The sequence below is a fragment of the Pseudomonas sp. UBA6276 genome (genome assembly GCF_002438365.1).
GTDB classification, from domain to species: domain Bacteria; phylum Pseudomonadota; class Gammaproteobacteria; order Pseudomonadales; family Pseudomonadaceae; genus Aquipseudomonas; species Aquipseudomonas coleopterorum.
Genome location: NZ_DJUS01000065.1, coordinates 1 through 22,523, shown reverse-complemented (window position 1 = coordinate 22,523; position 22,523 = coordinate 1). Strand labels below are relative to the sequence as shown.

The window sequence follows — 22,523 nt, the reverse complement described above, 5'->3', positions numbered from 1 at the left end:
CCAGCGCCTTGGTCATCAGCAGGTAGGTGTTGGCATCGAACCGACCGGAAAACTCCTCGCCCTGATAGCGCAGGTAGCTTTCAACCTGGAACTCGACGCTGTGGAAGTCATAGTTGAGCTTCTCGCTCTTCAGGCCACGGCCGAATTTCTCGCCCATCGAATCGTCTGACAGGTAGGTGATGTGCCCGACCATGCGCGCGAGCATCAGGCCGCGTTTGGGAATCACGCCACGGGCCTGGAAATCGCCGCCATGGAATTCGGGGTCGGACAGGATGGCCTGGCGGGCCACTTCGTTGAAGGCGATGTTCTGCGCGCTGAGCTTGGGCGCCGAAGCGATCGCCAGGCAGTGGCGGACGCGGTCGGGGTAGGTGATGGTCCACTGCAGCGCCTGCATGCCGCCCAGACTGCCACCGACCACCGCCGCCCATTGGGCGATGCCCAGCGCGTCCGCCAGACAGGCCTGGCTGTGCACCCAGTCTTCCACGGTCAGGACCGGAAAATCGGCGCCGAACGGCTTGCCGGTCTCGGGATCGATGCTGCTGGGGCCGGTGGAACCGTTGCAGCCGCCGAGGTTGTTCAGGCTGACCACGAAGAAGCGGTTGGTGTCGATGGGCTTGCCGGGGCCGATGCAGCTGTCCCACCAGCCCGGCTTACGGTCTTCGGTGGAGTGATAACCGGCTGCATGGTGATGGCCCGACAGCGCGTGGCAGATCAGCACCGCATTGCTGGCGCTGGCATTGAGCTGGCCGTAGGTCTCGTAGATCAGGTCGTAGGCGGGCAGCGACCGGCCGCAGGCCAGGGCCAGGGGTTCGCTGAAGTGGGCAATTTGTGGAACGACCAGACCGACGCAATCATCGGGAAAGACAGTGGACATCGACCCTGCTCACGCTTGAATGAGGCGTAAGTCTAAAGAGCGCAGGGCAGAGGGGCAAGCAGCGCTTGGCGGGGGTACAGGCGAGTGTGCAGGCAGGCTTGCCAGCTGCGCGAGCGCTCGTAGGAGCGCTGGCGCAGCTGGCGTGCAGCGGTCAGATCAGCAGGCGCAGAATCTGCGGCATGCCGGTGGTCATGGCCAGGTTGTTGATGACCAGCATGTCCAGCAGTTTGAGCACCATGAAGGCCAGGATCGGCGAGATGTCGAGGCCGCCCAGGTTGGGCACGATGCGCCGGAACGGCGCCAGCGCCGGTTCGCAGATCTGGTTGACCAGCTCGGCGCCGGGGTTGTGGCTCTGCGGCGCGACCCAGGAGAGGATCACGCTGATGATCATGGCGAAGAAGAAGATCTTCAGGAACAGCGCCGTCACCCCGATGATCGCCCACACCAGCAACTGAAGGGGGTTGCCCGTGGTGCCGTAGGCCAGCAGCAGGGTCAGCGCCATGATGATCATCTGGATGACGATGGCCAGCAGCAGTGAGGACATGTCCAGCCCGAACAGGCTGGGAATGATGCGCCGCACCGGTTTGAGCAGCGGCTGTGTGGCGCGCACGATGAACTGGCTGAGCGGGTTGTAGAAGTCGGCACGCACCAGTTGCAGCACGAAGCGCAGCAGCATGATCAGCAGGTACAGACTGCCCAGGGTTTGCACGACATAGATTGCCGCAGTATTGAGACCGTACATGAAAGCTCCTTATTGACCCAGCTGCTCGGCCAGTTCGGCCGAGCGCCGGGCTGCCGCGTTCAGGGCGTTCTGCACCAGGGTTTCGAAACCCTCGGACTGGAATGACTGGATGGCCGCCTCGGTGGTGCCGGCGGGTGACGTGACGCGACGGCGCAGCTCGGCGGCATCGACATCGCTGGCAACCGCCATGTGTGCGGCGCCCAGCGCGGTCTGCAAGGTCAACTTGGCTGCCGTCTCGTGGGGCAGGCCGAGTTTTTCCCCGGCGGCGGTCATGGCCTCGATCAGCAGGAAGAAGTACGCCGGGCCGCTGCCGGACACGGCGGTGACGGCATCCAACTGCTGTTCTTCGTCCAGCCACAGGGCCAGGCCGACGGCGCCCAGCAGGTCTTCGGCCTGTTGGCGTTGTTCGGCGTTGACGTCGGCGGTGGCGTACAGGCCGCTGGTGCCCTGGCGCAGCAGTGACGGTGTATTGGGCATGCAGCGCACGATCGGCTGTTGCTCGCCGAGCCAGCGTTGCAGGCTGGCGCAGTTGATGCCGGCGGCAATCGAGACCACCAGCTGACCGGGTGCGAGGCTGGGCGCCAGCGCCTGGCAGACCTCTTTCATGCCCTGCGGCTTGACCGCCAGCACCACGACGTCAACCCCTTCTATCGCCTGGGCGTTGTCGGCGAACACGTCGATGCCGTGTTCGGCCGCGACCTTGTCACGCTGCTCGGCGCCGCGATCGCTGGCGCGGATGTGGCTGGCTTCGACACCCTGCGCACGCAGGCCGCCGATCAGGCTGGCGGCCATGTTGCCGGCGCCGATGAAGGCAATACGAGTCTTGCTCATGAAGGATCCTTGGTGAAAGGTGAAGGGGCCACGCTCGTGTCCGCTGGTGGAGTGTGCTGGCCGTAGTCGCGGGCGCCGAACAATGCCGTGCCGATGCGCACCCAGGTGGCGCCCTGGGCGATGGCAGCCTCCAGGTCGTGGCTCATGCCCATGGATAACGTATCCAGCGGCAATTGCAGGTCGTGTTGCAGCGTGCGAACGCGGGCAAAGGCGTCGTCCTGCGCAACAGGGTCATCGGTGGGCTCCGGAATCGCCATCAGGCCACGCAGGTGCAGGTTCGGCAGCGCCGCAATGGCGGTGGCCAAGGCGTGCACGTCGTCCGGCGCGCAACCGGACTTGCTGGCCTCGCCGCTGACGTTGACCTGAATGCAGACATTGAGCGGCGTCAGGGTGCTCGGGCGCTGCTCGCTGAGCCGTTGGGCGATCTTGAGGCGGTCCACGGAATGTACCCAGGCGAAGTGTTCGGCGATGGCACGCGTCTTGTTCGACTGAATGGGGCCGATGAAATGCCAGATCAAGGGCAGGTCGACAAGTTCTTCCTGTTTGCTCAGCGCTTCCTGCAGGTAGTTTTCGCCGAAATCGCGGACACCTGCAGCGAATGCCTCGCGTATGGCCGTGGCTGGCTTGGTCTTGCTGACCGCGAGCAGACCGACTTGGCTCGGCTCCCGCTGCGCCTGCCGGGCAGCGGCTGCGATTCGGGCACTCACTTGCGAAATGTTGTCTGCTATCGTGGACATTGAATTCGTGCCGGCGGGTTTCAGGTCTGCGGCATTCTACCTGCTTGTCTGTATTTGGGGAGTCTCATGGACATTACCGAGCTGTTGGCCTTCAGTGCGAAACAAGGCGCATCCGATCTGCACCTGTCCGCAGGCCTGCCGCCGATGATTCGGGTGGATGGCGACGTGCGCCGCATCAACTTGCCGGCGCTGGACGACAAACAGGTCCAGGCGCTGATCTACGACATCATGAACGACAAGCAGCGCAAGGACTTCGAGGAGTTCCTGGAAACCGACTTTTCCTTCGAGGTGCCGGGTGTGGCGCGCTTTCGGGTCAACGCGTTCAACCAGAACCGCGGCGCCAGTGCGGTGTTCCGGACCATTCCGTCCAAGGTGCTGAGCATGGACGACCTGGGCATGGGAGATGTGTTTCGCAAAATTACCGAAGTGCCGCGCGGGCTGGTGCTGGTCACCGGGCCGACCGGTTCGGGCAAGTCGACCACTCTGGCTGCCATGATTGACTACCTCAACAGCAACAAGCACCACCATATCCTGACCGTTGAGGATCCGATCGAATTCGTCCACGAGTCGAAGAAGTGCCTGGTCAACCAGCGTGAGGTGCATCGCGACACCCTGGGCTTCTCCCACGCCTTGCGCTCGGCGCTGCGCGAAGACCCGGACGTGATCCTGGTAGGCGAGATGCGTGACCTGGAAACCATACGCCTGGCCTTGACCGCGGCCGAGACCGGGCACCTGGTGTTCGGCACGCTGCACACCACGTCGGCGGCGAAGACCATCGACCGGGTGGTCGACGTGTTCCCGGCGGAAGAGAAGTCGATGGTGCGTTCGATGCTGTCCGAATCGCTGCAGGCGGTGATTTCCCAGACCCTGCTGAAGAAGATCGGCGGCGGGCGGGTGGCGGCGCATGAAATCATGATCGGTACGCCGGCGATTCGTAACCTCATCCGCGAAGACAAGGTCGCGCAGATGTACTCATCGATTCAGACGGGCGGGTCGCTGGGCATGCAGACGTTGGACATGTGCCTGAAGAACCTGCTGGCCCAAGGTGTCATCAGCCGCGACTCGGCCCGTGAAAAGGCCAAGTCGCCGGACAACTTCTGATCAGCGTTGCACGATGCGCAGCGCAGGTTCCTTGGGCAGGACGCGCTTGGCGACGGCGTAGTGGGTGTTCCAGTACGGCTTCTTCAAGGTGTCGATGGTCACGGCCTTGCCGCGGCGCGGGGCGTGGATGAAGCGGTCGTTGCCCAGGTAGATGGCAACGTGGTTGACCTTGCGGCTCTTGATGTTGAAGAACACCAGGTCACCCGGCTTCAGGTCCTTGCGCTCGACCTTGATGCCGTGGCCAGCGGCCATGGCGTTGGACGTGCGTGGCAAGTCGACGGCCTTCACATCGTTGAAGGCATACTTGACCAGACCGCTGCAGTCGAAACCCTTGCTCGGGCTGCTGCCGCCCCAGCGATAGGGCGTGCCGAGCACGTTGACGGCGCGGCTGAGTACATCGCTGCTCTGCCTGGAGGCCGAGGTGCCAACCTTGACGGTGGTGACCTTGGCCAGGGCCTGGTTGTTACCGGCGGGGCGGGTCACGACGATGCGTGGCGCACGTTGCGATTGTTCGGAAGCCGGCTTGGCGGTGTAGCCATTGAAGCCAGCGGGAAGTCGTTGCTCACGATTGGTGGCGTGGGCGGCCAGGGGCAATAATAGGCAGATGGTCAGCCATGTCTTGAAAAATGGACGCATTCGGCAGGGCTCATATGGGTAGGCGCGCGACTTTATAACAGCTTTTTGTAGGGTTTTTAATCCGCTGGTCGAGGCTCGAAGGTCGCAAATGGCACCATTTCGGCGCAGAATTGTCTTTTGTGCGGCACGCAAGTCAGGTGCTGCAAGGGTTCAGCCGATGTCGGTCACAGAAATGCCATACGTCGGGACGGGACAAAAAAGTCACAAATTTGTTTAGAAAATTTTTATATCAGAGGACTTGCATCGAGAATGAACACCTATCGGATCCATGATACCCACAGCAAGATCATGGGCTATCTGCTGTGGATTTTGGGCTTCACCGGCGCTCATCGCTTCTATTACGGCAAGCCGGTCACCGGAACGATCTGGTTCTTCACCCTGGGCCTGTTCGGTATCGGCTGGATCATCGACCTGTTCCTGATCCCGGCCATGGACCGGCAGGCCGACATGCGCTTTCACAGCGGCGATACCAACTACAACGTGGCGTGGGTGTTGCTGACGTTCCTCGGTTTGTTCGGTGTGCACCGCATGTACCAAGGCAAGTGGATCACGGGTGTGATCTACCTGCTGACCGGGGGATTGTTTCTGGTGGGGGTGCTGTATGACTTCTGGACCCTGAATGATCAGGTGTCGATGAAGAACGCGCAGCGTCGGTAGCTGGTGCCAGGCCATGGGGCTTGTTTGTGATCCAGCAGATAGATTGCGGTGGGGCCTTCGCGGGCAGAGCCCGCTCCCACAGGGTACGCCGCCCTGCCCGCGAAGGGTGCGCTGCGGTATCAGTGACTGAAGCTGATATGCCCGTCCACCAGGGTGTAACGCACGGCACCCGGCAAGGTGTGACCGAGGAACGGACAGTTGGCGCCCTTGGACAGCCAGCGCTCGCCGGCCACCGTCGAGACGTTTTCATCGAGCAGCACCAGATCCGCCGCCGCGCCCACCTGCAGGCGCCCTGCTGGTAGCCGCATGGCGTCGGCCGGGCCTTGACCCAGGCGCGCCAGCAGGGTCGGCAGGTCGAGCAGGCCGTCCTGTACCAACGTCAGTGCCAAGGGCAACAACAGTTCCACACTGCTGATGCCTGGCTCGGTCGCACCGAATGGCGCCAGCTTGGCGTCGCGATCGTGAGGCTGGTGGTGGCTGGCAATCGCCTGCACCACGCCCTTCTTCACCGCCGCGCGCAGGCCTTCGCGATCCGCTACCGAACGCAGTGGTGGTTGCACGTGGTACAGGCTGGAAAATCCGGTCAACGCTTCGTCGGTCAGAATCAACTGGTACAGCGCCACGTCAGCCGTGACCGGCAAGCCGCACGCCTGCGCCTGCTCGATCAGCTCCACGCCGCGGGCGGTGGTCAACTGGCTGAAGTGCGCACGCACGCCGCTCTGCTCGACCAGCAGCAGGTCACGCGCCAAGGCGACGGTTTCCGCAGTGGCCGGAATGCCCGCCAGGCCTAGAAAGGCAGCGGTCGGCCCATCGTGGGCGAGCCCGCCCGCAGACAGATCACGGTCCTGGGAATGGAAGATCACGGTCAGGTCGAACGTGGCGGCATATTCCAGCGCGCGGCACAGCGTGCGATTGTTGCCGAAACTGTTCAGGCCGTTGCCAAAGGCAATGCAGCCGGCATCGCGCAGGGCGATCAGCTCGGCCAGTTGCTCCCCTTCCAGGCCCTTGCTCAAGGCGCCGATCGGGAACACCTTGGCATGGCCGGCTTCGCGGGCGCGATCCAGAATCAGTTCGGCTACCGCCGAGGTATCCAGAATCGGTTTGGTCAGCGGCGGGCAGCACAGGCTGGTAACGCCACCGGCCGCGGCGGCACGGGTTTCACTCGCGATGGTGCCTTTGCGGCTGTAGCCGGGCTCGCGCAGCGACACGCTGAGGTCGACCAGGCCGGGGGCCGCGACCAGACCGCTGGCGTCCACGCGCTGGCTGGCGGTGAAATCGGCGGGTGCGTCGCCGATCGCCACGATCCGGCCCTGGCTGATGTGCAGGTCGCTGATCTGGTCCAGGCCGCTGGCCGGGTCGATCACCCGGGCGCCAAGAATACTGAGGCTCACTGGGCGTTCTCCTGCTCGAATTGACGCTGGGCTGTCTGCCCGCTCATGGCCATCGACAGCACCGCCATGCGGACCGCGATGCCGTAGGTGACTTGATTGAGAATTACCGAATGGGGGCCGTCGGCGACGGCCGATTCGATCTCGACGCCGCGGTTGATCGGTCCGGGGTGCATGACGATGGCATCGGGCTTGGCGCCAGCCAGGCGTGCGGTGGTCAAGCCGTAGAGCCGATAGAACTCGCCTTCGCTGGGCAGCAGGCCGCCGCTCATGCGTTCACGCTGCAGGCGCAGCATGATCACCACGTCGACGTCCTTGAGGCCCTGTTCCAGGTCGGTGAACACCTTGACGCCATATTGCTCGACGCCCACGGGCAGCAGCGTCTTCGGCCCGATCACGCGGATGTCCCGGCAGCCCAGGGTCTTGAGTGCGATCATGTTCGAGCGGGCCACGCGCGAATGCAGGATGTCGCCAACGATCGCCACCGACAGGTTCTCGAAGCCGCCCTTGTGCCGACGAATCGTGAGCATGTCGAGCATGCCCTGGGTCGGGTGGGCGTGGCGGCCGTCGCCACCGTTGATGATGGCCACTTCCGGGCTGACGTGCTCGGCGATGAAGTGTGCGGCTCCGGAGTCGGCATGGCGCACGACGAACATGTCGGCGGCCATCGCTTCGAGATTGCGCAGGGTGTCGAACAGGGTTTCACCCTTGCTGGTCGAGGAGGTCGACACGTTCAGGGTAATCACGTCGGCGGACAGGCGCTGGGCGGCCAGTTCGAAGGTGGTGCGGGTGCGCGTGGAGTTCTCGAAGAACACGTTGCATACGGTCTTGCCGCGCAGCAGCGGGACTTTCTTGACCGCGCGCGCGCCGACTTCCAGAAACGAGTCGGCCGTGTCGAGCACTTCGGTCAGCAGTTCGCGGGACAAGCCGTCGAGGGAAAGAAAATGGCGTAGCTGGCCCTGGTCATTGAGCTGCAGCGGGCGCTTGGCGTCGATAGGCGTCATGGCGGGGGCTCTTAAAGGCTGGAGGCGGAAGCGAGGTCCTGGCGCTCGAGGGCGAGCGGGGACGGGCCGAGCAATTTTACCCGCTCATGGGCGGCCAGTGACAGGGTGGCGCCGACGATGTCGGGACGAATCGGCAGTTCGCCGGCGTCCAGGTCGAGCAGGCAGACCAGGGTCACGCTGGCGGGGCGGCCGTAGTCGAACAGCTCGTTGAGAGCTGCGCGGACGGTGCGGCCGCTCATCAGCACGTCATCGATCAGCACCAGATGCTGGCCCTCGATCTCGAAGGGCAGGGCCGAGGGCCGTACCTGTGGGTGCAGGCCGTTCTGGCTGAAGTCGTCGCGGTAGAACGATACGTCCAGGGTGCCCAGCGGTGCTTCGCTGTCCATGGCCTGCAGCAACGCTTGAGCGACCCAGACACCGCCGCTATGAATGCCGATGTAGCGTGGCTCTGCAATGGAGCGCCTGGCCAGATGGGCCTTGAGGTCGACTGCCATCGCGCCGATCAGCTCGGCCGGGTTGGGAAGGCTCATGTGTGCTCCTGTGGTAGAGATCGTCCGAAGAGAGGGGTGCAACGTGGCGCGGCTTGCACCCCACCTGTAGCAGCGGCGCAAGCCGCGTCGGTGGTCGTGCGGTGTATCTGGAAGAATGCGTCGAGGCCGGACGGGCGGTGTATCTGGAAAAATGCGTCGAGGCCGGACGCGGCTTGCGCCGCTGCTACAGGGGGCTGGGGTACGGCGGCTGTCATCTTCAGGCGTTGTCACCCAGCGCGTTGGCCTCCAGCCAGCCTTGCAACAGCAACTTGGCAGCGATGGCATCGACCGGGTTGTCACGGTAGCTACCACGCTGGCCACCGCGGGCCATGCGTTCGCCCTTGGCTTCGAAGGTGGTCAGGCGTTCGTCGTGGGTGTGCACCGGGATGTTGAAACGGCCGTTCAGGCGGCGGGCGAACTTTTCCGCGCGCTCGCTCATTTCGCTGGGGCTGCCGTCCATGTTCAACGGCAGGCCGACGACGATGGCGTCCGGCTGCCACTCCTTGATCAGCGCTTCGACACGAGTCCAGTCAGGCACCCCGTTCTGGGCCTTCAGGGTGCACAGTTCGCGCGCCTGGCCGGTGATCACCTGGCCCACCGCGAAGCCGATCTGCTTGGTGCCGTAGTCGACGCCGAGCAGCAGTCTGGGGGCGGCCATCAGGCGTGACCCGCCTGGCTGGTGAGCAAACTGAGATTGATGCCCAGGCGTGCGGCGGCGGCGCCAAGGCGCTGCTCGCTGTCGGTGTTGAACAGGATGTCGGGGTCGAACGGGCAGGTCAGCCAGGCGTTGTCGGCCAGCTCGGCCTCCAGCTGGCCGGCTTCCCAGCCCGCGTAACCCAGGGTGATCAGGCTTTGCGCGGGGCCTTCGCCGTCGGCGATGGCGAACAGGATGTCCTGGGAGGTGGACAGCGAAACCTCGCCCAGGTCCACCGTGGCCTGGAACACCGGGCCGCTGGGGTGCAGGACGAAACCGCGGTCGGTCTGCACCGGTCCGCCATTGTAGATCGGCACCTGTTGGCAGGAGGCTGCGGGTTCGGTTTCCGGTCGCAGTTGCTCGAGTATATCCGCCAGGTTCAGGTCCTGCAGGCGATTCACCACCAGGCCCATCGCGCCATTGGGCGTGTGCTCGACGATGTAGGTCAAGGTATGGGCGAAATTGGGGTCCGCCATGTGTGGCATGGCGATCAGGAACTGGTTCCTGAGGTAGCTGGTTTCGAGGTTTTTCATACTTTGTAGTGTGGCGTTGCCTCGTCGGCCTGACAAGCGTGGGGGCACAGTTTCATCCGCTTCAGTTGCTTTGCAGACGGTCGCCCTTGGCGAAGCGCCAGGTACGGATGATCTCCAGGCGATCGACGTCGGCCAGATCGCCGGTAAACGGTGCGAACGGCGCAGCCAGGCGTACGATGCGCTGAGCGGCCTGGTCGAGCAGCGGCTGGCCGGACGACTCCAGCACCAGCACCTCGTAGAGCGACCCGTCGCTGTTGATCGAGACCATCAGGCGCAGGCTGCCGTAGATCTGCTGGCGCCGCGCTTCGTCGGGGTAATTGAGGTTGCCGATGCGTTCGACCTTCTTGCGCCAGTCGTCCTTGTACCAGGCGCCCTTGTCGCGCATGGTCGAGGCCGCACTCAAGCGGTGGATGCGCGGGCGCTTGGCGTAGGCCTGCTGTTCATGGGACAGCTCGGCTTCCAGGCTGGCGATCTCGCTGGACAGCTGCGAGCTGTCGAATTCGGGGGTGGCGGCCTTGGGCTTGGGCTCGGGCTTGACCGGCGGCGGTCGCGCCTCGGTCTTCACGGGTTTGGGCGCCGTGGTGGCGATGGCCTTCTTGACCGGCGCAGGCTCGGGCTGGGTGACCGGCTTGGGCGCGGGCGGTGGCGTCACCTTGTTGATCTTGTCGTCCTGGAAGGGCGCCACTTCGGTGGTCTTGGGCACCGCCTTCTTGTCCAGGGTGCCGCTGCCCTGCTGGTTGTCCTGGGCCAGAAAGTCCGCATCCTTGGGCGCGGTCTGGCTCTTGAGCGGTGCCAGGGTCACTTCCAGCGTCTTGCTGATCTGAGTCGGTGGCTGGATGCCGAAGCCCACCCCGGCGATCAGGGCAACGTGCAGCAATGCCGCAAGAAACAGGGTAAAACCCAGCCGATCCGCAGGGCGAGCACCGATGCGGGTCAGTTCAGCAGGGAGGTCGGCGGGCAGCGTCATGAAGAATCCGGCAGGCATGCAACCCGGGCGACGATGCGCGCCCGGCAACTGAAAGGGCGTGCATCATAACCCGTAGCAGGGACGTAGGGTCAGCGTGCCTTGAGCTTGCGATCGATGGCTTCCATCAATTGGCCACCGATATCGGTGCCGAAAGCCGCGTCGATTTCGCGAATGCAGGTGGGGCTGGTGACGTTGATTTCGGTCAGGTGCTCACCGATCACGTCCAGGCCGACGAACAGCAGGCCCCTGGCGCGCAGCGACGGGCCGACCTGTTCGGCGATCCAGCGGTCCTTGTCGCTCAGCGGGCGCGCTTCGCCGCGACCACCGGCGGCCAGGTTGCCGCGGGTTTCACCGCTGGCCGGAATGCGCGCCAGGCAGTACGGCACCGGCTCGCCGTCGATCATCAGGATGCGCTTGTCACCGTCCTTGATCGCCGGCAGGTAGCGCTGCGCCATGATCTGTTGGGTGCCCATGGCCGTCAGGGTTTCGAGGATCACCGACAGGTTCGGGTCGCCCACCCGATGGCGGAAGATCGAGGTGCCGCCCATGCCGTCCAGCGGCTTGAGAATGACGTCGCCATGCTCGGCAGCGAACTCGCGCAGGATGTCGGCGCGGCGGCTGACCAGCGTGGGCGGAGTCAGTTGCGGGAACAGCGTGGCGAACATCTTCTCATTGCAGTCGCGCAGGCTCTGCGGCTTGTTCACCACCAGCACGCCAGCGGCTTCGGCTTGTTCGAGCAGGTAGGTGCTGTAGACGAATTCGAGATCGAAGGGTGGGTCCTTGCGCATCAGGATGACGTCGAGATCGGCCAGCGGTGCGTCGAATTCCGACTCGAACTCGAACCAGTGCTGCGGATCGGCGAAGACCTTGAGCGGACGCATCCGGGCGCGGGCCTGGCCCTGGCCTTGATACAGGTCCTGGATTTCCATGTGGAACAGCGACCAGCCACGCGCCTGTGCGGCCAGCAGCATGGCCAGCGAGCTGTCCTTCTTGTAGGAGATGTTGGCGATCGGGTCCATGACAATGCCGAGGCGAACGCTCATGGGGTAGCTCCTGTACGCGGGACGTGCCGCTTGCGAATGGGTCTTGGAAAGTGGCGTCAGGGTGGCGCCGCGTGGCCCGCAGGTCAAGGGGCAGCGGCCATGGAACGCCGTGGGAGAGTGTGCTAAAAAGGCTCGGGCATCTCTATTGGCCGGATGGCCCTTTCGCGAGCCGTCTGCCCGCGAATGGGCCCATCGGAAAAATCGCACACCAGAGCCTCCATGAAAACGCCTGACGCCTTCAAGATCATGGTGATCGACGACTCCAAGACGATTCGTCGCACCGCCGAGCTGTTGCTCGAACAGGCAGGCTGCCAGGTGATCACGGCCCTCGATGGTTTCGACGCCTTGGCCAAGATCGTCGACGAGCGTCCCGATATCATCTTCATCGATGTCATGATGCCGCGCCTGGATGGCTACCAGACCTGCACGCTGCTCAAGAGCAACAGTGACTTCAGTGCGATTCCGGTCGTGATGTTGTCGTCGCGTGATGGCCTGTTCGACAAGGCCTGCGGCCGCACCGCAGGCTCGGATCAATTTCTGACCAAGCCTTTCAGCAAGCAAGAACTGCTCGCCGCGATCCGTGCCCATGTGCCGGGTTTCGCCGCGTAGCGAACGATGTCCGGCCCTGGCGCGTGCCAGGGTCTTCACCGCATGGGGAACAGCATGGCTCGAATCCTGATCGTCGATGATTCGCAGACGGAAACCTACAAACTCACCGGCATGCTGGAAAAGCACGGTCATGAAGTGCTCAAGGCTCAGAACGGTGCCGATGGCGTGGCCCTGGCCCGGCAGGAAAAGCCCGACGCGGTCCTGATGGATATCGTCATGCCGGGCCTGAACGGCTTCCAGGCGACACGCCAGTTGCATAAGGATGAAGAAACCGTGGGCATTCCGGTGATCATGATCACTACCAAGGATCAGGAAACCGATAAGGTCTGGGGCACCCGTCAGGGCGCCAAGGGCTACCTGACCAAGCCGGTGGATGAGGAGACCCTGATCCAGACGTTGAACACCGTACTGGCCGGTTGACCCGCGCCGATGCTGGAGTCACGCACCGCATTCGACCTGCTGCTGGATATCGACCAGCGCTGCCGTTTGCTGGCCGCCGAATTGCCTTCTCAGGAACTGCGTCTGCAGACGTGGAGCGGCATTGGCTTTCGCCTGGCCGGGCACTGGTACGTCGCGCCGATGGGCGAGGTCGCCGAAGTGCTGCCCGAACCCCGCAGTACCCGCCTACCGGGCGTCAGGCCTTGGGTCGTGGGTGTGTCGAATCTGCGTGGGCGCCTGCTGCCGGTCATCGACCTGGGCGGCTTCTTTGGCCATGCCCTGTCGCCGCAGCGCAAACAGCACCGGGTATTGGTGGTGGACCGCGCGGACATCTTCGTCGGCCTGCTGGTGGACGAAGTGGCCGGCCTGCAGCACTTCGGTTCGGCCAGCCACGAGCCTTCAGTGCCTGACACGGCACTCCCTGCGGCCGTGCCGTTCCTGCAAGGGCACTTCGTGCGTGAACACCGCTGGTGCGTGTTCAGCCCGGACCGCCTGGTACAAGCCCGCGTTTTTCTGGATGTAGCACTCTGACCATGCCTATGCGTATCTCCATCTTTTGCACCGAGTTCTTCATGCGCAGGCCCGCGCGATGATCAAGCGCTGGCCAGGCAATTCCCTGCTGGGCTCCCGAGCCGGTGCGCAGATCATCGGGCTGTTCGTAGCCCTGGTGATCTTCATCGTGTTGTTGTTCGCCAACTTCACCTACCTCAACACCCAGTCCACCTACGACAAGCAGTACATCGGCCATGCTGGCGAGTTGCGCGTGTTGTCTCAGCGCATCGCCAAGAACGCCACCGAGGCCGCCGCCGGCAAGACCGCAGCGTTCAAGCTGCTGGCGGATGCGCGCAACGATTTCGAGCGGCGCTGGGGCTTTCTCAAGGAAGGCGACAGCGCCACCGGGCTGCCTGCTGCCCCCGCGGCGATGCGTGAGCAGATGCGCCTGGTGCAGCGTGACTGGGACGAGTTGCGACAGAATGCCGATGCCATCCTGGCCAGCGAACAGACCGTGTTGTCGCTGCACCAGGTGGCCGCGACCCTGGCCGAAACGGTGCCGCAGCTGCAGGTCGAATACGACAAGGTCGTCGACACCCTGCTGCGCGGGGCAGCGCCTGCCAGCCAAGTGGCCGTGGCGCAACGTCAGTCGCTGCTGGCCGAGCGCATTCTGGGGGCCGTCAACACGGTGCTGTCCGGCGATGAAAGCGCGGCCCAGGCAGCGGAGAGCTTTGGTCGCGACGCCAACCGCTTCGGTCAGGTGCTGGGCGGCATGCTCGACGGCAATGCGCTGATCCGGGTGACCCAGGTGCAGGACCCGGAAGCGCGTGCCCGTTTGCGCGAGATCGCCGAGCTGTTCCAGTTCGTCTCGGGCAGCGTCGACGAGATCCTGGAAACCTCGCCCGAACTGTTTCAGGTGCGGGCTTCGGCCAGCAACATCTTCAACCAGTCGCAGACCCTGCTCGAAGAAGCCTCGCGCCTGGCCAGCGGCTTCGAGAACCTGGCCAACGGCCGTTCTGCCGGCACGGTCGGAGGCTATATCCTCGGCCTGTTGGCGTTGGCTTCGATCATTCTGATCGCGCTGGTGATGGTGCGAGAAACCAAGCGGCAGTTGCGCCAGACCGCCGAGAAAAGCGAGCGCAATCAGGCCGCGATCATGCGCCTGCTCGACGAGATCGGCGGGTTGGCCGATGGCGACCTGACCGTGACCGCCTCGGTCACCGAAGAATTCACCGGTGCCATTGCCGACTCGATCAATCACTCCATCGACCAGCTGCGCGACTTGGTCGCCACCATCAACCTGACCGCCGAAGAAGTGGCGACTGCCGTCCAGGACACCCAGGCCACTGCCCACCAACTGGCACGTGCGTCGGGGCATCAGGCGCAGCAGATCAGCGATGCGTCGGTGGCGATCAGCGACATGGCCCAGTCGATCGACCGGGTGTCGACCAACGCGTGGGAATCGGCCAAGGTCGCCGACCGTTCGGTAACCATCGCCAACAAGGGCAGCGAGGTGGTGAACAACACCATCCAGGGCATGGACAACATTCGCGAGCAGATTCAGGACACGGCCAAGCGCATCAAACGGCTGGGTGAATCGTCCCAGGAGATCGGTCACATCGTCAGCCTGATCGACGACATTGCCGACCAGACCAGCATTCTCGCCCTGAACGCGGCGATCCAGGCTTCCATGGCGGGCGAGGCCGGTCGTGGTTTTGCTGTGGTGGCGGATGAAGTGCAGCGCCTGGCCGAGCGCTCGTCCTCCGCGACCCGGCAGATCGAGACGCTGGTGCGGGCGATCCAGGCCGACACCAATGAGGCGGTCACTTCCATGGAACAGACCACCTTCGAGGTGGTGCGCGGTGCGCGCCTGGCCCACGATGCTGGCATTGCCCTGGAAGAGATCGAAGGCGTATCCCAGGATCTGGCCGAGCTGATCCAGATCATTTCCAGCGCGGCCCAGCAGCAGACCAGTTCGGCAGGGCAGATCTCGCACACCATGTCGGTGATCCAGCAGATCACCGAGCAGACGTCCTCAGGCTCCAGTGCCACGGCTGAAAGCATTGGCAACCTGGCGCAGATGGCCAGCGAGATGCGCCGTTCGGTGTCCGGCTTCACCCTGCCTGCGCCCAGCCCCGATGCGAACCCGGAGTGATCATGGCTGAACGGCACGAATACGTACTCCCGGCCTTGTGCGAGGAGTTGCTCAAGGTCAAGTCGCAGCTGGACCTGTTCGTGCGCGGCGGGCGCGAGTACACCCAGGAACTGAACGCCCTGATGGCACCTTTGCGGCAGATTGCCGACGCCTTGGCGGTGCTGGGTTTCGGTCAGCCTCGCAAGGTGATCATCGATCAGTTGGCAGTCATTCAGGGTCTGATGCAGGGCACGCGCGAACCCAACGACGCGGTGTTGATGGACGTCGCCGGAGCCCTGCTCTATGTCGAGTCCACATTGGCTGGCATGGCCGGCCCCAATGATGCTCCCGGGCGCGACGAGCCGCAGGCGTCCAGCACTGACCTGATGCAGATTCGCCAGGTGGTGATGCGCGAAACCCGTTTCGGGCTGCAGGAGGCCAGGGATGTCCTGACCGACTCCACCGACGGGCAATGGGATCTGCCACGCCTGCAGGCACTGGCCCCGCTGCTGACGCAGTTGCGCGGCGCCCTGGTCATGCTGGCGCTGCCCCGGGCGGCTGCAGTGCTGCAGGCTTGCAACCAAGCTGTTCAAGACAGCCTGCTGGCCGGCCCGCAGGCTTCCTGGGAACGGGTCGTGACCGGCCTGGCAGCCGTCGAGGACTATCTGCAGCGCACCAGCGAGACACCGCAACTGGCCCATGAGGCTGTGTTGGAAGTAGCTGAGGCGGCGTTGGCAATGACGGCGCCGCAAGCCGAGCCCCTCGGCACGCCAGCGGCCGAGCGGGGCCTGGAGCCCGAACCGCTGGATACGCAACTGCTCGAGATCTTTCACAGTGAAGCCTTGAGCCACCTGAGCGGTGTCGAGCGGTTTCTCGCGCTGGACGAGCAGGGCAGCGATGTAGCGATCACCGACGAGTTGCAGCGGGCCTTGCACACGCTCAAGGGCAGTGCGCTGGTGGCTGGTGTCACGCCGTTGGCCGAGTTGGCCACCGCGTTCGACGTCATGGCCCGCGAGCTGCGTGCCCACCGGCTACCGTTCCAGGCCCGGGAGTTGAGCCTGCTGGGCGACGCCCACTATCTGATGCGGCAGAAGCTGCTGCAGTTGCCCACGCAGCCATTGACACCCATCCCTGGCGCCGCCGAATTGATCCAAAGCGTGCAGGAACGCACCGCCGAGCGTCTGCAGGGCGTGCAGGCGCAAGGCGATGCCAGGCAGGTCCATGCGCCGCAACTGATCGAGCGGCTGCTGGACGAGGGCATGGATATTCTGCTCGATGCCGAGCGTCTGCTGCAGCGCTGGCAGCAGCAGCCGGACAGCCGCCAGGAATTGCCGATTCTGCTCGACCAACTGACGCTGTTGGGCGAACAGGCGCAATTGACCGATGTGCAAGCGCTCGACGAGCTGTGCGAGGCCTTGCTCGACCTCTACGGTGCGGTCGAAGAAAGCAGCCTGAGTGTCAGTCCCGGCTTTTTCCAGGAAGCCGAGCAGGCCCAGGAAGCCATGATCGGCATGCTCGACCAGTTGGCCGCAGGCCAGGAGGTCAAGGCGCAGCCCATCCACGTGCGCGCCCTGCGCACGTTGCTGCAGGGGTCTCTGGATCCGCACGCCATGGGCGTAGTGCCGCGCGACGGTGGAGCGATGATCGATCTCGCCCGGCTTGGCAGCGGGGTTGCCAACGCTGGCGACGAAGAATCGATTGAACAGACCCAGCGGCGCTGGCTGAGCGAGTCGGACGCTGACAGCGAGGCCGAGGACGCCGACGACGGCGAGTTGTTGAGTATCTTCATCGAAGAAGGCCTGGACATCGTCGAAAGCGCCGGCGCTGCGCTTCTGCGCTGGCAGGCCGAGCCCGCCAACCACCTCGAAGCGGAAAACCTGCTGCGCGACCTGCACACACTCAAGGGCGGGGCGCGGATGGTGGAGATCGGTCCGCTGGGCGATCTGGCCCATGAACTGGAATCGGTCTACGAACGCATCTCTCAAGGCCAGCTGCAGGCCTCGACGCAGTTGTTCGGCTTGCTGCACAAAGGTCACGACCGTCTGGCGCAGATGCTCGATGCGGTTCGCTCCGGGCAACCCTTGCCCGCGGCCGGGAAGCTGATTGCCGCGATCGCCGAGTTCGCTACGGGCAGTGAGCCAGCGCCTGCCAACCTGCCCAAGCCTGCGGCTGGCGAACCGGTGGCGGCGGAGCGTGGTCCGGTCGATGTGATCAAGGTCGGCGCCGAGCTGCTCGACGAGCTGGGCAACCTGGCTGGCGAGACATCCATCTTTCGCGGGCGCATCGAACAGCAGGTCAATGACGCGCAGGTGGCGTTGCAGGAAATGGAAACCACCATCGAACGCATGCGCGACCAGTTGCGCCGTCTGGACACCGAAACCCAAAGCCGCATCCTCAGCCGCCAGCAGGTGGAGGGCCAGGGTTACGAAGATTTCGACCCATTGGAAATGGATCGTCATTCGCAGTTGCAGCAGCTGTCACGCGCCTTGTTCGAATCCGCGTCGGACCTGCTCGACCTCAAGGAAACCCTGGCCGGACGCAACCTGGAGGCGCAGACCTTGCTGCAGCAGCAGGCGCGGGTCGACAGCCAGTTGCAGGAAGGCCTGATGCGTACGCGCATGGTGCCGTTCGAGCGCCTGGTGCCGCGCTTGCAGCGGGTGGTGCGGCAGGTCGCCGAGGAGTTGGGCAAGGAGGTCGAGTTCGAAGTCAGCGAGGCCCAGGGCGAGATGGACCGCAGTGTGCTGGAGCGCATGATCGCGCCGCTCGAACACATGCTGCGCAACGCCGTCGACCATGGCCTGGAGCCGGTCGAGATGCGAATGGCGGCCGGCAAGCCCGCCGTGGGGCACATTCGCCTGGCCTTGCTGCACCAGGGCGGCGACATCGTCATCGAAATGAGTGACGACGGTGCCGGGGTGCCCCTGGCTGCGGTGCGGGCCAAGGCGATCAAGCGCGGCTTGCTGGATCCGCACAGCGAGCTCAGCGATCACGACGTGCTGCAGTTCATCCTGCAACCCGGTTTCTCCACGGCCACCAAGGTCACACAGATTTCCGGCCGGGGCCTGGGCATGGACGTGGTCCATGAAGAGGTCAAGCAGTTGGGCGGCGCCATGAGTATCGACTCGCGGCCAGGGCAGGGCGCACGGTTCCAGATTCGCCTGCCGTTCACTGTGTCGGTCAACCGTGCCTTGATGGTGCAGTGCGGTGAGGAACAGTACGCGATCCCGCTGAACAGCATCGAGGGCATCGTGCGGGTCTTGCCCGGCGAGTTGCACGACGCCTACCAATCCGCTCCACCGCGCTACGGCTACGCCGGGCGGGTCTACGACCTGCGCTACCTGGGTACCTTGCTGCATGGGCTTGCCGTGCCCTCGCTGACCGCGCAAAGCCAGCCTTTGCCGGTACTGCTGGTGCGCGCCTTCGATCAGCAGGTGGCGGTACAGGTCGATGCCCTGGCCGGCTCCCGCGAAATCGTGGTGAAGAGCCTGGGCACTCAGTTCGCAGCGGTACCAGGCCTGGGTGGGGCGACCATTCTCGGCGATGGCAGCGTGGTCCTGATTCTAGATCTGCTGGCGCAGCTGCGGGCCCGCCAGGGGGTGCACGTGCCCCGTACCGGCTACCAGCACGGCGCGCAGGTGCGGCGCTTGCAGGTACTGGTGGTGGACGACTCGGTGACCGTGCGCAAGGTCACCAGCCGCCTGCTGGAGCGCCACGGCATGCAGGTGCTGACGGCCAAGGATGGGGTCGATGCCATGGCGCTGCTGCAGGAGTACAGCCCCGACATTCTCCTGCTGGACATCGAGATGCCGCGCATGGACGGTTTCGAAGTGGCGCGCCGGGTTCGCCAGCATCCTACGCTCAAGGATCTGCCCATCATCATGATCACGTCACGCACCGGGCAGAAGCATCGTGAGCGGGCGATGGCCATTGGCGTCAACGAATACCTGGGCAAGCCCTATCAGGAGAATCAGTTGCTCGAATGCATCGAACGCTGGGGTGACTCCCATGCTTGACCGGGCGATCGGTCGCCGCGACAGCCTCACCGCGCTGATGCTGCCCCTTGCCGACCGCAATCTGCTGCTGCCCAACGTGGCGGTGGCCGAGCTGATCGACTACCTGCCCGGCGAGCCGGTGCTGGGAGCCCCGCGTTGGCACCTGGGGATGATCGAGTGGCGCAACCTGCGCCTGCCGCTGGTCAGCTTCGAGGCCGCCAGTGGCGGCGAGGCGGTGATCGGCGAGCGCGCACGCATCGTCGTGCTCAACGCCTTGGGCGAAACCTCGATGCGTTTCATCGCCGTGTTGATCCAGCACGTGCCTCGCTCGTGCCGGGTCGACAGTCAGTTGAGCTACGTGGACGTGCCGCTCAAGCCGCTGGAAATGGCCGCCGTGCAGGTCGGCGAAACCGTGGCCCGGGTGCCGGACCTGGCCGCTCTGGAAAACCTGCTGCACAGCGCGTTGTAGACACATTGTCGCGTAATCGTTGCAGCGCTTTACAGCGGTCGATGCGCCCGGCACTCTGGCCATTGTCATTGCTGCAGAGACCTCGTAATGCTCGACCGCACCTTTCTCGCCTTCGCCTTCTGTGCTGCGCTGTTCAGTGGCAGTGCCGTGCGCGCCGAAGTTCCGGCGGGCTACTCGATGGTGTTGCTGACCGAGAATTTTCCGCCCTACAACATGGCCAGCAACGACAAGAACTTCGCTCAGGAAGACAACATTCGCGGGATCGCGACCGAGTTGGTGCAGGAAATGTATCGGCGTGCCGGGATTCCCTACAGTATGACCCTGCGCTTTCCCTGGGACCGTATCTACAAGCTGGCCCTGAACAATCCCGGTTATGGGGTGTTCGTCACCGCGCGTCTGCCCGAGCGCGAACAGTCCTTCAAGTGGGTTGGCCCCCTGGGGCCGGATGACTGGATCATGCTGGCCCGGGCGGACAGTCCGATCACCTTGGAAAATCTCGACCAGGCCCGGCCGTATCGGATCGGCGCCTACAAGGGCGATGCCATCGCGCAAAGCCTGGCCGAGCGGGACATGCGTCCGATCCTCGCGCTGCGCGACCAGGACAACGCGCGCAAGCTGCTCGACGGGCAGATCGACCTGTGGGCCACGGGTGACCCGGCGGGTCGCTACCTGGCTCGTCTGGAAGGGATCAATGGGCTCAAGACGGTGCTGCGTTTCAATAGCGCCGAGCTGTTCCTGGCGCTGAACAAGGAGACGCCGCCGGAGGTGGTCGAGCGCCTGCAGCGAGCGCTCGATGACATGCGTCGCGAAGGCGTGGTCGATCGGGTCTTCGCCAAGTATCTATGACACTCGGCAAGCGTGGATCAGTGGTAGATCCCACCCTTGCCGTGAGCGGCCGTCGCGCGGTTGCCGCGCTCGCCGATCATCTGCCGGACCGGTATCCACTCCACCCCCTTGGCCTTCAAGCGCGGTAACTCGCGCTCCAGCACTTCCAGGGTCTGTGGATACGGGTGGCCGATGATCACCACCGTGCCTTGCTTGTGCGCCAAGGCAATGGCTTTCTCGAGCTGGCCAGCGATGGCCTCGACGGTACGCGTATCGTCCAGGAAGACATCCCGCGACAGGCTGGCCAGGCCAATGCTCTGGGCCTTGGCGGCGGCCACGGTGGCTGCGCTGGTACGGCTGTCGACGAAGAACATGCCGTGTTGCTGCAATTCGTTCATCAGGAGGGCCATGGCCTCGGGCTGCGACGTCATGCGGCTGCCTTCGTGGTTGTTCAGGCCGGCGGCATAGGGCACGGCCCGCAATGCAGCCTGCAGGCGGCCGAGCAATTCACTGGCAGGCATGTCGGGACGCCAGGCGAACGGGCCGGTCGCCGGGTCCATGGGCATGTGCACCATCACAGTCTTGCCGGCCTTGTGCGCCTGACGAGCGAAATCGGCCGCATGCGGGGTATCGGGCATGATCGCCAGGGTCACCGGACCGGGCAGGGCCAGGGTGCGACTGTCTCGGGCAGGTGACTGGCCAAGGTCGTCGATGATCAGGCTCAGGTAGGCCGGACCGGCGAAGGCCGGTGCGGCCGTCAGCAGCAACATGGCCAGCAACAGAACGCGGCGCATGTCAGTTGCCGCGCGTCACGCTCAGGCCCTTGAGCAGGCTGAGCGCCTGGCTGATCTGGAAGTCGTCGTCCTGCGGCCGCGCCTTGCGGGCGCCGATCGCTGTCTTGCCCGAAGGCCGGTCGGCGCCACCGTTGCCGTTGCCGAGGTGACCCTGCAGGTCGGCTTCCTTGAAGCTTTCGGTATCGGCGTCGCGGGTCACCTTGCCCTGGCGCACTTCGACGTCCGGCACGATGCCCTGGGCCTGGATCGAGCGACCATTGGGCGTGTAGTACAACGCCGTGGTGATCTTCAGGGCGCGGTCGTTGTTCAGCGGCAGCACGGTCTGCACCGAGCCCTTGCCGAAGCTGTCGGTGCCCATGAGGATGCCGCGCTTCTGGTCCTGCAACGCACCGGCAACGATTTCCGCCGCCGAGGCGCTGCCGCCGTTGATCAGCACGACCAGAGGCACGCGCTCGCTGGCGTCTGCCGGGTCGGCGGAGAAGCGCAGTTCCGAGTTGGCGATACGGCCCTTGGTGTACACGATCAGGCCCTTGGTCAGGAAGTGGTCGGCCACTTCCACCGCGCTTTGCAGCACGCCGCCTGGGTTGTTGCGCAGGTCGAGGATCAGCCCCTTGAGCTTGCCGTTGTTGTCCTTGCGCAGTTTCGCCAGGGCCTTGCCGACTTCTTCGCCGGTTTTCACCTGGAACTGGGTGATGCGCAGGTAGCCATAGCCGTTTTCCAGCAATTGCGCCTTGACGCTCTTGACCTGGATGGTGGCGCGCGCAAGCGTCACGTCGAAGGGCGTGCCACCGTCGCGCACCAAGGTCAGGGTGATCTTCTCGCCGAGCTTGCCGCGCATCAGGTCGACGGCCTCGGTCATGCTCAGGCCCTGGGTGGGCTGGTTGTTGATCTTGACGATCAGGTCGCCCGCCTCGATGCCGGCCTTGGAGGCTGGCGTATCGTCGATGGGCGAGACCACCTTGATCATGCCGTTGTCGCTGCCCACTTCGATGCCCAGGCCGCCGAACTCGCCGCTGGTGCTTTCCTGCAGCTC

The 22,523-nt window shown here is 64.4% G+C and carries 23 protein-coding genes; 9 read left to right on the top strand and 14 right to left on the bottom strand.

All coding sequences use genetic code 11. The annotated features are described in order from the left end of the window. From metX to B2V21_RS07735, 4 genes are all read right to left on the bottom strand, one after another. Positions 1-874, bottom strand: an 874-nt coding sequence (gene metX / locus B2V21_RS07750; protein ID WP_286916512.1) for a homoserine O-acetyltransferase MetX, incomplete at its 3' end; no start/stop codon positions are given. Positions 875-1,025: 151 nt separating this feature from the next. Continuing rightward, the gene (locus B2V21_RS07745) at positions 1,026-1,616 is read right to left on the bottom strand and encodes a YggT family protein (protein WP_049861693.1); all 591 of its coding nucleotides are present in this window, start codon (positions 1,614-1,616) and stop codon (positions 1,026-1,028) included. 9 nt (positions 1,617-1,625) lie between these two features. Beyond that, positions 1,626-2,447, bottom strand: coding sequence for a pyrroline-5-carboxylate reductase (gene proC / locus B2V21_RS07740; RefSeq protein WP_090355597.1), 822 nt, complete (start codon positions 2,445-2,447; stop codon positions 1,626-1,628). Further along, a complete protein-coding gene (locus tag B2V21_RS07735) occupies positions 2,444-3,184 on the bottom strand; it encodes a YggS family pyridoxal phosphate-dependent enzyme (RefSeq protein ID WP_286916511.1) in 741 nt (246 codons plus the stop codon). The genes proC and B2V21_RS07735 overlap by 4 nt, the downstream gene beginning before the upstream one ends. Before the next feature lie 66 nt (positions 3,185-3,250). Here B2V21_RS07735 and B2V21_RS07730 point away from each other — a divergent pair, with 66 nt between their 5' ends. Beyond that, positions 3,251-4,285 (top strand): type IV pilus twitching motility protein PilT, encoded by a 1,035-nt coding sequence (locus B2V21_RS07730; protein WP_286916510.1) that lies wholly within the window; start codon positions 3,251-3,253, stop codon positions 4,283-4,285. On the opposite strand, the gene B2V21_RS07725 is transcribed toward B2V21_RS07730, so the two are convergent. Beyond that, positions 4,286-4,921 carry a C40 family peptidase gene (locus B2V21_RS07725; RefSeq protein WP_049861696.1) on the bottom strand — a complete coding sequence of 212 codons (636 nt, stop codon included), beginning with the start codon at positions 4,919-4,921 and terminating at the stop codon, positions 4,286-4,288. A 249-nt stretch (positions 4,922-5,170) separates the two neighbouring features. On the opposite strand from B2V21_RS07725, the gene B2V21_RS07720 reads away from it, so the two are divergent. Beyond that, complete coding sequence (locus B2V21_RS07720) at positions 5,171-5,578, top strand: NINE protein (protein ID WP_049861697.1); 408 nt, start codon at positions 5,171-5,173, stop codon at positions 5,576-5,578. Between the two features lie 119 nt (positions 5,579-5,697). Here B2V21_RS07720 and B2V21_RS07715 read toward each other — a convergent pair whose 3' ends face one another. The 7 genes from B2V21_RS07715 to gshB all read right to left on the bottom strand — a co-directional run bounded on the left by B2V21_RS07715 (position 5,698) and on the right by gshB (position 11,737). Beyond that, a complete protein-coding gene (locus B2V21_RS07715; protein ID WP_286916509.1) occupies positions 5,698-6,969 on the bottom strand; it encodes a dihydroorotase in 1,272 nt (423 codons plus the stop codon). Continuing rightward, positions 6,966-7,970 carry an aspartate carbamoyltransferase catalytic subunit gene (locus B2V21_RS07710; RefSeq protein ID WP_049861699.1) on the bottom strand — a complete coding sequence of 335 codons (1,005 nt, stop codon included), beginning with the start codon at positions 7,968-7,970 and terminating at the stop codon, positions 6,966-6,968. Before B2V21_RS07710 ends, B2V21_RS07715 begins: the two co-directional genes overlap by 4 nt. Positions 7,971-7,981: 11 nt before the next feature. Beyond that, positions 7,982-8,500 (bottom strand): bifunctional pyr operon transcriptional regulator/uracil phosphoribosyltransferase PyrR, encoded by a 519-nt coding sequence (pyrR, locus tag B2V21_RS07705; RefSeq protein ID WP_049861700.1) that lies wholly within the window; start codon positions 8,498-8,500, stop codon positions 7,982-7,984. Positions 8,501-8,717: 217 nt separating this feature from the next. Beyond that, positions 8,718-9,158 (bottom strand): Holliday junction resolvase RuvX, encoded by a 441-nt coding sequence (ruvX, locus tag B2V21_RS07700; protein ID WP_049861702.1) that lies wholly within the window; start codon positions 9,156-9,158, stop codon positions 8,718-8,720. Further along, positions 9,158-9,727 carry a YqgE/AlgH family protein gene (locus B2V21_RS07695; RefSeq protein ID WP_049861703.1) on the bottom strand — a complete coding sequence of 190 codons (570 nt, stop codon included), beginning with the start codon at positions 9,725-9,727 and terminating at the stop codon, positions 9,158-9,160. Before B2V21_RS07695 ends, ruvX begins: the two co-directional genes overlap by 1 nt. Before the next feature lie 61 nt (positions 9,728-9,788). Continuing rightward, positions 9,789-10,694, bottom strand: coding sequence for an energy transducer TonB (locus B2V21_RS07690; protein ID WP_049861704.1), 906 nt, complete (start codon positions 10,692-10,694; stop codon positions 9,789-9,791). A gap of 89 nt (positions 10,695-10,783) precedes the next feature. Further along, complete coding sequence (gshB, locus tag B2V21_RS07685; RefSeq protein ID WP_049861705.1) at positions 10,784-11,737, bottom strand: glutathione synthase; 954 nt, start codon at positions 11,735-11,737, stop codon at positions 10,784-10,786. 219 nt (positions 11,738-11,956) lie between these two features. On the opposite strand from gshB, the gene B2V21_RS07680 reads away from it, so the two are divergent. The 7 genes from B2V21_RS07680 (at position 11,957) to B2V21_RS07650 (ending at position 20,717) form a co-directional block, all read left to right on the top strand. Next, positions 11,957-12,346 carry a response regulator transcription factor gene (locus tag B2V21_RS07680; protein WP_049861706.1) on the top strand — a complete coding sequence of 130 codons (390 nt, stop codon included), beginning with the start codon at positions 11,957-11,959 and terminating at the stop codon, positions 12,344-12,346. Positions 12,347-12,400: 54 nt separating this feature from the next. Beyond that, a complete protein-coding gene (gene pilH, locus B2V21_RS07675; protein ID WP_049861745.1) occupies positions 12,401-12,766 on the top strand; it encodes a twitching motility response regulator PilH in 366 nt (121 codons plus the stop codon). Positions 12,767-12,775: 9 nt separating this feature from the next. Continuing rightward, positions 12,776-13,315, top strand: coding sequence for a chemotaxis protein CheW (locus B2V21_RS07670; RefSeq protein ID WP_056844460.1), 540 nt, complete (start codon positions 12,776-12,778; stop codon positions 13,313-13,315). 58 nt (positions 13,316-13,373) lie between these two features. Beyond that, positions 13,374-15,431, top strand: a complete 2,058-nt coding sequence (locus tag B2V21_RS07665; protein WP_049861708.1) for a methyl-accepting chemotaxis protein — start codon at positions 13,374-13,376, stop codon at positions 15,429-15,431. A gap of 2 nt (positions 15,432-15,433) precedes the next feature. Continuing rightward, positions 15,434-19,423, top strand: coding sequence for a response regulator (locus tag B2V21_RS07660; protein ID WP_376787040.1), 3,990 nt, complete (start codon positions 15,434-15,436; stop codon positions 19,421-19,423). Beyond that, positions 19,416-19,871, top strand: a complete 456-nt coding sequence (locus tag B2V21_RS07655; protein WP_056844458.1) for a chemotaxis protein CheW — start codon at positions 19,416-19,418, stop codon at positions 19,869-19,871. The genes B2V21_RS07660 and B2V21_RS07655 overlap by 8 nt, the downstream gene beginning before the upstream one ends. A gap of 87 nt (positions 19,872-19,958) precedes the next feature. Next, complete coding sequence (locus B2V21_RS07650; protein ID WP_286916508.1) at positions 19,959-20,717, top strand: substrate-binding periplasmic protein; 759 nt, start codon at positions 19,959-19,961, stop codon at positions 20,715-20,717. A gap of 17 nt (positions 20,718-20,734) precedes the next feature. Here the strand turns inward: B2V21_RS07650 and B2V21_RS07645 are convergent, their stop codons facing one another. Continuing rightward, the gene (locus B2V21_RS07645) at positions 20,735-21,490 is read right to left on the bottom strand and encodes a divergent polysaccharide deacetylase family protein (RefSeq protein ID WP_286916507.1); all 756 of its coding nucleotides are present in this window, start codon (positions 21,488-21,490) and stop codon (positions 20,735-20,737) included. A gap of 1 nt (position 21,491) precedes the next feature. Further along, positions 21,492-22,523 (bottom strand): S41 family peptidase (locus tag B2V21_RS07640; RefSeq protein WP_286916506.1); only part of this gene is annotated, 1,032 nt, incomplete at its 5' end.